Origin of the sequence: Paenibacillus polymyxa M1, assembly GCF_000237325.1 — a bacterium.
Classification (GTDB): domain Bacteria; phylum Bacillota; class Bacilli; order Paenibacillales; family Paenibacillaceae; genus Paenibacillus; species Paenibacillus polymyxa_C.
In genome coordinates this window covers 2474367-2487020 of record NC_017542.1, presented here as the reverse complement: position 1 = coordinate 2487020, position 12654 = coordinate 2474367, and the positions used below count along the sequence as shown (strand labels likewise).

The 12654-nt window shown below is 45.2% G+C and carries 13 protein-coding genes; 2 read left to right on the top strand and 11 right to left on the bottom strand.

The genetic code is table 11. From position 1 onward, the window contains the following. Positions 1-127 precede the first annotated feature (127 nt). From PPM_RS11270 to PPM_RS11255, 4 genes are all read right to left on the bottom strand, one after another. Positions 128-2197 carry a bifunctional rhamnulose-1-phosphate aldolase/short-chain dehydrogenase gene (locus PPM_RS11270; RefSeq protein ID WP_013370975.1) on the bottom strand — a complete coding sequence of 690 codons (2070 nt, stop codon included), beginning with the start codon at positions 2195-2197 and terminating at the stop codon, positions 128-130. A gap of 305 nt (positions 2198-2502) precedes the next feature. Further along, positions 2503-3144: an acetyltransferase gene (locus PPM_RS11265; protein ID WP_013370973.1), complete on the bottom strand. Its 642-nt coding sequence runs from the start codon at positions 3142-3144 to the stop codon at positions 2503-2505. Then, positions 3141-4280: a DegT/DnrJ/EryC1/StrS family aminotransferase gene (locus PPM_RS11260; RefSeq protein WP_013370972.1), complete on the bottom strand. Its 1140-nt coding sequence runs from the start codon at positions 4278-4280 to the stop codon at positions 3141-3143. The genes PPM_RS11265 and PPM_RS11260 overlap by 4 nt, the downstream gene beginning before the upstream one ends. Positions 4281-4313: 33 nt before the next feature. Next, positions 4314-5180, bottom strand: coding sequence for a glycosyltransferase family 2 protein (locus tag PPM_RS11255; protein WP_013370971.1), 867 nt, complete (start codon positions 5178-5180; stop codon positions 4314-4316). A 243-nt stretch (positions 5181-5423) separates the two neighbouring features. Between PPM_RS11255 and PPM_RS11250 the strand changes: the two genes are divergently transcribed. Continuing rightward, positions 5424-6953 (top strand): glycosyltransferase, encoded by a 1530-nt coding sequence (locus PPM_RS11250; RefSeq protein ID WP_013370970.1) that lies wholly within the window; start codon positions 5424-5426, stop codon positions 6951-6953. A 128-nt stretch (positions 6954-7081) separates the two neighbouring features. Here the strand turns inward: PPM_RS11250 and PPM_RS29995 are convergent, their stop codons facing one another. The 7 genes from PPM_RS29995 to PPM_RS11235 all read right to left on the bottom strand — a co-directional run bounded on the left by PPM_RS29995 (position 7082) and on the right by PPM_RS11235 (position 11459). Continuing rightward, on the bottom strand, positions 7082-7279 hold the full coding sequence (locus PPM_RS29995; protein ID WP_228392905.1) for a hypothetical protein: 198 nt from the start codon (positions 7277-7279) through the stop codon (positions 7082-7084). Continuing rightward, positions 7280-7432 (bottom strand): hypothetical protein, encoded by a 153-nt coding sequence (locus PPM_RS29990; RefSeq protein WP_228392904.1) that lies wholly within the window; start codon positions 7430-7432, stop codon positions 7280-7282. A gap of 288 nt (positions 7433-7720) precedes the next feature. Then, a complete protein-coding gene (locus PPM_RS29985) occupies positions 7721-8539 on the bottom strand; it encodes a BspA family leucine-rich repeat surface protein (RefSeq protein ID WP_148554139.1) in 819 nt (272 codons plus the stop codon). Next, the gene (locus PPM_RS29980) at positions 8540-8989 is read right to left on the bottom strand and encodes a hypothetical protein (protein WP_228392903.1); all 450 of its coding nucleotides are present in this window, start codon (positions 8987-8989) and stop codon (positions 8540-8542) included. Further along, positions 8990-9403, bottom strand: coding sequence for a hypothetical protein (locus PPM_RS29975; protein WP_231860490.1), 414 nt, complete (start codon positions 9401-9403; stop codon positions 8990-8992). Between the two features lie 513 nt (positions 9404-9916). Then, positions 9917-10270, bottom strand: a complete 354-nt coding sequence (locus PPM_RS11240; RefSeq protein ID WP_025675342.1) for a hypothetical protein — start codon at positions 10268-10270, stop codon at positions 9917-9919. A 460-nt stretch (positions 10271-10730) separates the two neighbouring features. Next, entirely contained in the window at positions 10731-11459 is a 729-nt protein-coding gene (locus tag PPM_RS11235; RefSeq protein ID WP_013370968.1) for a glycosyltransferase family 2 protein, read from the bottom strand. Positions 11460-11717: 258 nt separating this feature from the next. Here PPM_RS11235 and PPM_RS11230 point away from each other — a divergent pair, with 258 nt between their 5' ends. Then, on the top strand, positions 11718-12551 hold the full coding sequence (locus PPM_RS11230) for a class I SAM-dependent methyltransferase (protein ID WP_013370967.1): 834 nt from the start codon (positions 11718-11720) through the stop codon (positions 12549-12551). The last annotated feature ends 103 nt before the right edge of the window (positions 12552-12654 follow it).

Here is a 12654-nt window from a genome sequence, read left to right as displayed (position 1 = left end):
GTGTTTGAAACTAATTAAAAACCTCTTCGTACTATGGGCTTGTGGCCTAGATTATTGCAGTAAATTAGTACATTAAATTAGTTCGCTATGATCCTAAGTGTTCTATTGGACTGCCTTCCTTGGCTTCCTAGCGTGTAAAGGCTGCGGGTACACCGCCGTCGATGGTCAGCATACAGCCTGTCGTTTTTTCCGCCTTGGATGAGGCGAAAAAGGCTATGCCCTCCGCGATATCCTGCGGGTAAATGTTAACCAGCAGCGTCGTTCGCTTGCGGTAATGCTCCTCCAGCTGGTCTGGCTCGATGCCGTAGGCAGCGGCTCGCTCGTTACGCCAATTGGAGTTCCAGATCGCCGAGCCTTGCAAAATTGCATCTGGCAAAATGGTGTTTACGCGGATACCGTATTCCCCGCCTTCTGCGGCAATACAACGGGCCAGATGCACCTCCAGCGCCTTAACCGAGCTGTAGGCCGTTACATTTTTGCCCGCGTAGACTGAGTTTTTGGAACCAACGAACACCATGCTACCGCCAAGTGTCTGTTCCTTCATCAGCTTGAACGCTTCGCGCGCGACCAGAAAATAGCCTGTTCCCAGCACGTTCACGTTTAAATTCCATTCCTTTAATGACGTTTCATCGAACGGACTGGATGTAGCAAGACCTGCATTGTTTACGATAATATCTACACCACCATAGGTTAGCGCCGTTTCGGCATAGGCAGCCTGAATCTGATCTTCCTGCGTCACATCCATTTTTACGGCGATGGCACGGTTTTCACCGTAACTGCTGTTTATGTCTGCGGCTATTTTTTGCGCACCTTCCAGATTGAGGTCTGCCAATACGACATGCGCACCTTCATCTACCAAACGCCGTGCAGTTGCACTGCCGATTCCGCCTGCACCGCCTGTAATGAACGCAATTTTGCGTGAAAATTCCGCTTCTGCTGGCGCCAGTGACAGCTTGTAAAGCTCCAGCGGCCAGTATTCCACGTTGTAAGATTCATTTTCACTGAGCGAAACAAACTCCCCTAACGCCGTTGCTCCTCGCATGACAGCAATAGCACGATGATACAAGGCACCACTTACCTGTGCATTACTCCAGCTTTTGCCTGTGTTGATCATCCCTACACCCGGAATCAAGATTACACGCGGCGCTGCTTCAAATCTCACGTCTCCTTCATGTCGATTACGCTCGAAATAAGCTTGGTACTGCTCTTTATAGGCTGCTATACCCTCGGCAAGCTTAACTTTCAGCCCCTCAACATCCTCTATATCCGGTGTCCAATCTACATAGAGCGGTTTCATTTTGGTATGAACCAGATGATCCGGGCATGCTGCTCCAACCTGGGATAAAGCACTAGAATCCAGGCCGTTCACAAACTCCAACACATCCTCCGCGTCATCAAAGGTGAGGATCATCTTTTTCTCATCACTGACTGCACCCCGGACGGATGGCATGACCTGGGACACTATGCTGCGGCGCTCCTCCGAAGTAAGCGCTTTATATTTTGCGCCTCCAAACCCCTGCTTTTCCTCTTGGTGAGCTTTAATATAGCTTTCTGCTTCTTGGATGATTTCGATCGTTTTGGCATAAGCCGCTTCGGATGTGTCTCCCCACGTAACCAGGCCATGCTTTTCCATCAATACCAACTCAGCTTGTGGATGATCGAGTACCCCTTGGGCAATCATTTTCGACAGCTTAAAGCCGGGACGGATATAGGGTACCCATACAAAACGATCACCGAAAATTTCCTTAGCGATTTCCTTGCCGTTATGCGCACAGCATAAGCTGATAATCGCGTCCGGATGTGTATGATCGACATGCTTAAAAGGCAAAAATGCGTGTAGTAGTGTCTCAATTGAAGCACGCGGATGCTTGGCATCTATCATACAGTTCGCCAAATATGCGACCATATCCTCGTCAGACATATCTTCCCGTTCAAACAGTGGACGAATATCCTCCATACGAAGCCCTGTGAAGTTATGCGCTTTCATTGTTGCAAGATCGGAACCGCTGCCCTTGACGTACATCACTTCCACTTCACGCCCGCGGAAATCCTGTATCGTTGTTTTGGCCGAAGTATTGCCGCCTCCCCAGTTGCACACGCTCCTATCTGTGCCAATCAGGTTAGAACGGTATACGAGTTGTTCCAGCGTGCTTTTCTGCTCAGATGCTTGTGAAGAATTCCATAGACTTTGTACCATAGGAAAAAGACCTCCAAGTTCTGTTTTGGTTTTGAATTGTTTTATTAAGGTGGATATTTTTTGTTTATGGAGACTATAACACTTTTGTTTTAATTTGAAAATATAAAATACAAAAATAATCAAAAATAAATTTTAATTTTATCCATATGTAACACGAATATATCGTCTAGCTTAAAATATAATAAGGCCGTGCCGGGGTCAGGTCATAAGAACCTTTTCCGGTACAGCCTTTTGACAGGTAAATCACTTTATTGCCAAGCATATTGCTGCAAATTTGATTACGCTCTATTTTAAAGGAAGGAAGATCAGAACATATCAAGTTGTTTTTTAACGACTGCTGGTACACCTGCAGCCATGGAAAATTCAGGTATATCCTCTTTAACAAAGGCCCCACCACCGATCATAGACCAACAACCAATGTGACGTTTCTCCCGTACCGAGGCACCAATGCCGATATAGGCACCCTCATCTATGGTTACATTGCCTGCCAGATTCACACCCGGGGCTATGGTTACATAATCGCCAATAACCGCATCATGACTCACGTTAACACTCCGATTGATAATTACATGCTGTCCGATCTTAATATTGTCCGACAGGACAGCCCCTTCAAAGACCATGCTTCCTTCTCCAATGGTGTTTCTTCGAGACAAACGAATACGGGGATGTATTAGCGGAGCTGCGATACGAAATCCCAATTGAATTGTATTATTAACGAATCGCTTCTTTAATGCCGGGTCACCCACCCCCGCACAGATCAGCTCCACCTCATATTTTAACGCTTCAATGTCATTCAACGTCCCCAGTACAGGAACGCCATTTACGATCTGCCCTTTCATCTCAGGTCGTTCGTCCAAAAAACCTGCCACTTTCACTCCTAGCTCTTCACATAACCAGTTGATTTCCCTTGCATGTCCGCCTGATCCCCAAATCACGATTTTCCTCATCCGGTTGTCTCTTTTCCCAGGCTTCCTAGAACGTTTACAATTCTTCGAACAATAATCTCGTCCAGTTCTTCCCACAAGGGCAGGCTGACAATATGTTTGGCAATATGTTCGGTAACACGAAGAGTAGACCGCGTATAGCTTTGGAACTGCTTCTGCTGATGGCACGCCGGAGAAAAATAGGTTCTGGCTTCTATTGAATTAGAGGCTAATAACTTAACGACCTCTTGATTCGTGTGTGAATCCGGACTAAGGAGAGGGATAAATTGATGGACAACTGATCCTTGCGTTTTTTGTATAGACCATCCTCGTTCTAATAAGTCTGCTTGAAGCAGTTCTTGAAGATAATATTCGTAGATCGTCCTTCTGTTCTCCCGTACAGTCTTAAAATGATCGAGGGTGGCTAAAGCGATAGCAGCGGTATACTCGGATATCTTACTGTTAAGACCTTGGGTGACAGACTCCCTGCTGCTGGAGAAACCGAAATTCCCTGCCTGACGAATTCGCTTAATGAGATCTTGGTCCAGACTGTATACCAATCCACCCTCTCCGATACCAAAAGATTTGGTGGCATGAAAGCTGAATACTACGGCCCCTCCAAAACCTTTGCCAAAATGGGTGGCTTCCTCGGGCGTTATCGTTCCAAAGCTGGCAGCAGCATCAATGACTACCGGAATTCCCTGCTCCTGCAGCTTATTATATACGGATAAATCAATGGCTGTACCGAAAGTGGCATATGGAACGATTACCGCAATCTCATCTCCCAGCAGCTTGACTGTCTGCTCTAACTGCTCCCTATTCATTTGCCAATTCTCCGGTTCAATGTCAAGGAAGTAGGGTTCTAACCCACACCACTCAGCAGCAAGTGGGGTGGCCGCAAAAGTAAAACTTGGCATAACTGCATATTTGCCCTGTGGTCGCTTGCTTTGGGCGATCGCCAAAATCAAGCCAATAGTAGCGTTATGAACGGTCACAGCCGAACCGATTCCATCAAACATTTGCGCAATGACCCGCTCTTCAAACAGGTTATTTAAGGGACCATAATTGGAGTAAATCCGGGTCTCTTCTATTTTCTCAAAATTGGAAATAAATCGTTCCTTTTTTACTAAATTAGGTCGTAAAAAGGGAATATCGAACATGAGCCAGCCTCCTTCGCATATGGGATGAGCAGACTAGGATTCCAATGTTTTTAATATCATTTCAATTCGCTCGATATCTGCAACAAATTGTGGACGACCCCTTATACGTTCCTGATAAGCATGAAGTGCAGTTTTAAACAAATCATCAGTATCAAGAAATCCATCGTCTCTTGAGGCAATCATAATATCTAACCATTCCGTGAACGCATTTTGACCAAGCGTCTGATTATTTTGATTGGGATGTATTCGGAAATAGCTTAGTGCTTCAGGAATATAAACTGCTTTTCCTTTGGATAGTAAGTTCAACCAGGAAGCTAAATCATTAAGAAGAGAATACTGTTTTCCTTTATAAACCCCAAACCGTTCGATAAGATCTGCTTTTTTGAAAAACACTGTTGTAGGTTCCCCAATCACATTTAAACAACGAGTTAATGCAACGTTTGCCAACATTCTTCCGTCCATGATCCTTGTTTCCTCGTACAGCCTTTCCGTTGCATAGAGCGGTGGGAGAATAGTCCCTGATTCATCCATGGTTTGCCGATACGAGGTAACCAGTGTGATGTTTTCGAAATTTTCAAAAAAATAGATCATCCTTGCTATTTTTTCTTTTTGAAACATGTCGTCATCCATCAAATAATTGATATATTCACCTGACGCCAAATCAAAACATTTATGCCAATTTTCGAGAAAAAGATTTTTATCATTTTTATAATATTTAATTTGGGGAAAAGAATCTAAATAAGAATCAAGCATTTCTTGTACTTCATTCGTTGTACTGTCATCACAGATAATGATTTCGATGTTCGGATAAGTTTGTTCCAATACACTGTCGATGGCGATTTTTAGTGTATGCGGCCGATTATATGCAGGTATAACTACACTTACTAATGGGCATTGCACGCTTACTCCACCTTTCCTTTATGCTTAGGTGTCTACGCCGGAGGTTTCAAACGATTTAATTTGCTATGTTCACATGGGCTGGCATTTTCCTCACATCCCCGAACACATACACATACATATACATATATATTGCTGAAAAATAAAATGATGCCGGGAAAATGGATGTTTCAATAAAAACAATACTAACATCTGAATCGGCACCTCCCTCTCGTTGGTGTTCGAAACTGGTAAAGGGGAATGATCATGTCATTGAATTTCACTCCGCTACTGACAGCTCATTTATTTGTATCGAAGAAGGTTTTAAAGGATCATGTAAAAGAATTGATAGATAGATTGGAAGAGAATCACATTACAATAAACTTGTATGAGGCTGATCAACCACTTATAGACAATAGCCTCCAAAAACCTCGGGTTTACGTCTCGCTCGGAGAAGAGTGGGGAGAATTTTCAGCACTAAAAGCGTTACCTGGTCACGAAAAAAAACGCTGGTTACACTTCCAATCACCAGACGAAATTCAACCTATGCATTTATTTTTCTGCTGGCTTAAGGCAACAGATCCTCTTCCGGAGAATAGAACGATTCCTCCAACACAATTCTCTTCAAACACACCTTTAATATCCGTGTTTACTGCCAGTTACAGATCAAAAGAAAAAATTCAACGACCTTATCAATCTTTATTGAAGCAGACCTACAAGAACTGGGAATGGGTAATCGTGGATGATTCCGGTGATGAAGATGAGACATACAAGGAGTATTTACTACCTTTAGAGGATCACCGTGTGCGAAGATACCGCCAAGATTCCCGCAATGGTTATATAGGGGCTATCAAAAGGTTTGCAGCCGGTCTATGTACAGGGGAAATTTTAGTAGAAGTTGATCATGATGATGAGCTAACTCCTGACTGCCTAGAGAAAATCGTCAAAGCATTTCAACAAAACCCTGACTGTGGCTTTGTTTATGGGGATTGCGCTGAGGTGTATGCAGGGAGCAATCATGCGCATTGGTACGGCTGGGATTGTGGCTTTGGTTACAGTGTTCATTATCGAGTCTGGCTGCATGATATGAACAGATGGCAAAATGTACAAAAACATACGACCATTAATGGCAAAACCATTCGTCATCTGGTCGGTTTACCCAATCATCCACGTGCGTGGACGAGGGACTGTTATCATCTGATCGGAGGCCATCGCAATGAACTACTGGTAGCAGATGATTACGATATGCTGGTCCGGACGTTTCTTTGCACTAAATTTGTAAACATCCCCGATTTGATATATATCCAATATCGTAACGAACAAGGAAATAACACTACATTCCTCAGAAATAAGCAGATTCAGATTCTTGTAGGGGAACTATATAGATCTAATTTTCAAAGGATTCAAATGAGATTGAAAGAATTCGATTTACCACAGCTATTGCCTTATCGTCGTATATGGGAGACTTCTACGGATGATCCTGCCCGGAAATCTGCTCACGTTATTCAAGAAGATACCTCAAGATTCTCGATATTGTTCCCTATCCCCCATTCCTGCCCTGAAATAGAGCATACGCAATTAAATAAGACACTCCAAAAGGGCATTGAAAACAACTTTAGGGAGATCGAAATTGTGGTTGTAGGTCGAATTCCATCAGAAATCGAAACCTATGCCTCCAAAGCTCCCAGGGGAGCCATACGATGGTGGCCTATGGAGCCAAATGATTCATTAGAAACTTGTATTCAATATGCAAAATTTGTTGCGTCCTGTAAAGAGAAAGTGGTTGTGTTGCCCTAAATTACAACAATGCTGAATAGAATATTGGCCAACAATTATTTTCCAATGCCTTTGTCGAAGTCTCTTGGAATTATTTCCATGGAGCTTCGACAAAGGTTTTTTTTACAGCAGAACTGCAAAATATTAACTTAAAACAAAAAAAGGACCCAAAAGTTATAAATAACTTTTGAGTCCTCTAAATATACCTTGACCTTAAGCTTACAAAATGCCTTGGACGCCTTGAGGGCCTTGATCGCCTTGGACGCCTTGAACTCCTTGAGGACCTTGGTCGCCTTGGACGCCTTGAACTCCCTGAGGGCCTTGGTCTCCTTGAGGGCCTTGAGCACCTAGAGGACCTTGGTCTCCTTGGGCTCCTTGAATTCCCTGAGGACCTTGGTCTCCTTGGACGCCTTGAACTCCTTGAGGGCCTTGGTCTCCTTGGACGCCTTGAACTCCTTGAGGGCCTTGGTCTCCTTGAACCCCTTGAGGGCCTTGAGCACCTAGAGGACCTTGGTCGCCTTGGGCTCCTTGAATTCCCTGAGGGCCTTGGTCGCCTTGGACGCCTTGAACTCCTTGAGGACCTTGGTCGCCTTGAGGGCCTTGAGCACCTAGAGGACCTTGGTCGCCTTGGGCTCCTTGAATTCCCTGAGGACCTTGGTCTCCTTGGACGCCTTGAACTCCTTGAGGGCCTTGGTCGCCTTGAGGGCCTTGAGCACCTAGAGGGCCTTCAGCACCTTGTGGACCTAGAGGGCCTTGAGCACCTAGAGGGCCTTGAACACCTTGTGGACCTAGAGGGCCTTGAGCACCTTGGACGCCCTGAACACCTTGAGGTCCTTGGTCGCCTTGAGCTCCCTGAACACCCTGAGGGCCTTGGTCTCCTTGGACACCTTGAACACCCTGAGGGCCTTGGTCGCCTTGGGCTCCTTGAACTCCCTGAGGTCCTTGGTCTCCTTGGACGCCTTGAACTCCTTGAGGTCCTTGGTCGCCTTGGGCTCCTTGAACGCCTTGAGGTCCTTGATCGCCTTGGGCTCCCTGGACTCCTTGAGGGCCTTGGTCGCCTTGGGCTCCTTGAACGCCTTGAGGGCCTTGGTCGCCTTGGACGCCTTGAACTCCCTGAGGTCCTTGGTCGCCTTGGACGCCCTGAACTCCCTGAGGTCCTTGGTCGCCTTGGTCGCCTTGAACTCCCTGAGGTCCTTGGTCACCTTGGGCTCCTTGAACTCCCTGAGGTCCTTGGTCACCTTGGACGCCTTGAACTCCTTGAGGTCCTTGGTCGCCTTGGGCTCCCTGAACTCCCTGAGGTCCTTGGTCGCCTTGGACGCCTTGAACGCCTTGAGGGCCTTGGTCGCCTTGGACACCTTGAACTCCCTGAGGTCCTTGATCGCCTTGGACTCCCTGAACTCCTTGAGGTCCTTGGTCGCCTTGGACGCCTTGAACTCCCTGAGGGCCTTGGTCACCTTGGGCTCCTTGAACGCCTTGAGGGCCTTGATCGCCTTGGGCTCCTTGAGGTCCTTGGTCTCCTTGGGCTCCCTGAACTCCCTGAGGGCCTTGGTCGCCTTGGACGCCTTGAACTCCTTGAGGGCCTTGGTCGCCTTGAGGGCCTTGAGCACCTAGAGGACCTTGGTCGCCTTGGGCTCCTTGAACTCCTTGAGGTCCTTGGTCACCTTGGGCTCCCTGAACTCCTTGAGGGCCTTGGTCGCCTTGGGCTCCTTGAACTCCTTGAGGTCCTTGATCGCCTTGGACTCCCTGAGGTCCTTGGTCACCTTGGGCTCCTTGAACGCCTTGAGGTCCTTGGTCGCCTTGGACGCCTTGAACTCCTTGAGGGCCTTGGTCGCCTTGGACGCCTTGAACTCCCTGAGGGCCTTGATCGCCTTGGACGCCTTGAACTCCTTGAGGGCCTTGGTCGCCTTGGACGCCTTGAACTCCTTGAGGGCCTTGGTCTCCTTGGACACCTTGAACTCCCTGAGGTCCTTGATCGCCTTGGACTCCCTGAGGGCCTTGGTCGCCTTGGACGCCTTGAACTCCTTGAGGGCCTTGGTCGCCTTGAGGGCCTTGAACACCTAGAGGACCTTGGTCGCCTTGGGCTCCTTGAACTCCCTGAGGTCCTTGGTCGCCTTGGACACCTTGAACGCCTTGAGGTCCTTGGTCGCCTTGGACACCTTGAACGCCTTGAGGGCCTTGGTCGCCTTGAACTCCTTGAGGTCCTTGATCGCCTTGGACTCCCTGAGGGCCTTGGTCGCCTTGAACGCCTTGAACACCTTGAGGTCCTTGAGCACCCTGAGGCCCTTGAACACCTTGAGGTCCTTGGACACCTTGGACGCCTTGAACACCTTGAGGTCCTTGAGCACCCTGAGGCCCTTGAACACCTTGAGGTCCTTGGACACCCTGCGGTCCTTGGACACCCTGCGGTCCTTGAACACCTTGTGCTCCTTGAACACCCTGAGACCCTTGAACACCTTGAGGTCCTTGAACACCCTGAGGTCCTTGGACGCCTTGATCGGTTCCTAAAAGTTCATCAGATACTAACCGATGCGCAGGTACTAATTGCCCCAATGCATCTTTACCCCAAACAGAAATTTGAGTTTCATCCTCTGCTGGCCCGCTTGTGGTAAACACGAATTCAAATGCGTCGAAACCTGCAAAGAAATTCCTAGTTAAAACCACATTGGGCCCCACTGCCACTAGTTGTTGTACATATAATGTTCTGCTACCGTTTAAAATAAAACCCTCAATTAAAACAGTAGAAGAATTTACAGAATCTCGGTTATCTATTTTTACAGTGACCAGTTGGGTGGGTCTGACTCCTAGAACAGGATCGTTTGCAATGGGTCCAGTTGATAATACTGCCATTTAGGTACTCCCTCCTCTCTAGTAAAAAGCAAATTTTTTTTTGTGAACAACGATCTTTCTCAAGACCCTGTTCCCTCTATTTTATGTCTCAACCATTTGCTGCGATTGTGGTTCTATCTCTATACATATGTTGAGTTTTAAGACCCTAGTTGCTCATCCGCAACAATACGCTGAACATCAATGATTGTACCGCTCGCGTTTTTTCCCCAAACTGAAATATCAGTACTTTCTTCTGCTAAACCGCTTGTGGTAAAAACGAATTCATATGCGTCGAAGTTCGCTAGATAATTTCTCGTAACAACTGCATTGGGGGCTAAAGCTATTTGTTCTAGTACATACAATGTTCGTAAACCATTTAAAATGTAGCCCTGAATTAAAATAGTTGAAGAATTGACCAAATCACGGTTAATTATTTTAACGGTAACCTGCTGAATAGGCCTGATCCCACTAACAGGACTATTCTCAATAGGTCCAGTTGATAATACAGCCATTAAGTTCATCTCTCCTTTTCTATTTATTAACTACAAATCCATATTATATAAAAATACTATATATATTGAACTAAAAAATATATTTAGACCTTTATCTACTATATTTTTTAAAGTTCAATCTATATAGAACAGAATAGGGATTAATGTAGCTCCATGTATCATATTAATAACTTGTTACATATGATTGTTTGTTTACCTATTAAAATTAAAATAGATATTTACTTATTCAAGCCGTTTTAAATTCTGGGGACATTAAAAGGCAGTGACCGAGCATTAAGCAAGCTGATTCACCAATTTCTTTTCCAACCATAAAAAAGGATAAAGGCACCCTGAGAAAAAAGTGCCTTTATCCTTGTAGATCAATTTCAAATAAACTATACTCTCTTGCAAGCACGTTTACACAGAAACAGCGAAGGTTATAATAGTTACTTACAAATGTCACTTGCGACAACAGCTCATGCTACAACACTCTTACAGATCTATTTTTTAAATCCTTAAATTGTTCCATTTTTTGGTTTTCATCCCACAAATAGTGAAATCCCCATCGATTAGTGGTATCCCCTTCCCGTAGCCCTTGTTTCAAGGCTGAGAAACGTGAATTCAGATAGTCAAATCCCAAGTATTTATAATGTAACAATAGCACTTCATTATTAGATGGTTTTATTACATTCCCAGCAGGTTCAGCAGTATGCCTACCAGGGCTAAAATTTATTTCTTGAATCGCACTTGGATTAAATATTTGAGGCTTATCGTACGTTTGACTTCTTACACCATTCCTTACCGTTTCATATAATGGTTGCTGGCTATTAGGAAAAAAATCAGAAACCATTTCATAACCATTAGGGACAATCAATGTTATCCCTTTCGAAGTACATTCCTGCAAATATGTTCTAAGGTTAGGGTGATAAAAATGTTCATCTACGTCACAGATAATAATCCAGTCTGCCTTATTCCTGCTTTCTTTCCAACATTGGTTGAATAGATCTTGTGCTGATCTCACGACCGAATTACCTTCGATCTCAAATCTATTCATATTTACTTTGGGATGTGCCTTTAACATGGATATAGAATTATCAGTCGAGTCATTATCGAAAATGTAATATTGGTCGGCTATATTATCATAGTGCTTAAAAAAAAACGGGAGCATCTTTTCTTCGTTCCAGCATAATGCGTATACATGTATGATCACGTATTCTTCCCCTCTCAAACTCATATCTTATGGATCGACTTGCTTGATAATATATGCAATTTATATTTGTGGGGTTCAAATCGTGGATGATGAGCTTTACTGCTTAGCAAAAGCCAACCCGGACCCCAAATTGGCTTTTTATAGTTATCCTAAGTTCATAGTTGGTCAAAGTGGATACCTCTTCAAAGGTACGGTAGACTTGTTCTTAATGCTAGTGCTATTGTTATATTATTCCAATCATATGAGGTGAGATGCACTATGTTCGAAAAAGATACGCATAAAATTCTGGCTTATTATGATGGCGGTGCAGAAATAGGCAGATTAGAGCGAGGCATCGGAAAAATAGAGCTGGAAAGATCAAAAGAAATCATTTCCCGTTATCTCAGCAAGTCCACTCATGTTATTTATGATATCGGCGGCGGTATAGGGGTCTACTCTTCGTGGCTGGCAGAACTGGGATATGAAGTTCATCTATTTGATCTTTCTTCGCAAGCCATTGAATTTGCTCGTCAGCAGCAACTGAATAAACCCATTATCAGCAAGCTGGAAACCGCAGATGCCAGAAATATTGATCGTAAAGATGAAAGCGCGGACATCGTGCTATTGATGGGACCTTTATATCATTTAACAGAACAGAAGGAACGAGTAAAAGCCCTGCAAGAAGCAGCGCGTGTCTTAAAAAAGGGGGGAACGCTGATTACTTCGGCTATTTCCAGGTTTGGCTCGTTACTGTGGGGGCTATCGGTGTACGGCGAGTGCAATACCATTTTAGAGGAAGATGCATTCATGGATATGGTCAGACAGGAGTTAACAGATGGTCAGCATGTACGACCGGCGGCTTATCCCTCTTTTATCACACGCTCCTACTTTCATACACCGGATGCCTTGCGTGCAGACTGGCAGGTGGCTGGATTGCAGGAGCCTCGTGTTTTGGGTGTGGAAGGCCCCGTCTGGATTGCACCCGGATTTGAAGAAAAATGGGCGATTCCCTCCCATCGCAGACGTTTGCTGGATATAGCACAGCAGGTTGAAGAGCAGGAATCCGTGATCGGTATGAGCCCGCATATGCTTGCGGTAGGTACCAAGTCTTAAAGCTCATCAACTATAGGTTGATGGATTGTTGTACAACATAACAGTTGTCACGTTGCTTCTCAACCAAAAAGACGAGCCACATAGGCTCGCCTCTACATCATTC

Excerpts from the sequence above, each read along its gene's own strand:
- PPM_RS11240 (WP_025675342.1), bottom strand. The coding sequence starts at position 10,270 with ATGGCTGTATTATCAACTGGACCTATTGAGAATAGTCCTGTTAGTGGG.
- PPM_RS11260 (WP_013370972.1), bottom strand. The coding sequence starts at position 4,280 with ATGTTCGATATTCCCTTTTTACGACCTAATTTAGTAAAAAAGGAACGA.
- PPM_RS11230 (WP_013370967.1), top strand. The coding sequence starts at position 11,718 with ATGTTCGAAAAAGATACGCATAAAATTCTGGCTTATTATGATGGCGGT.
- PPM_RS11270 (WP_013370975.1), bottom strand. The coding sequence starts at position 2,197 with ATGGTACAAAGTCTATGGAATTCTTCACAAGCATCTGAGCAGAAAAGC.
- PPM_RS11265 (WP_013370973.1), bottom strand. The coding sequence starts at position 3,144 with ATGAGGAAAATCGTGATTTGGGGATCAGGCGGACATGCAAGGGAAATC.
- PPM_RS11250 (WP_013370970.1), top strand. The coding sequence starts at position 5,424 with ATGTCATTGAATTTCACTCCGCTACTGACAGCTCATTTATTTGTATCG.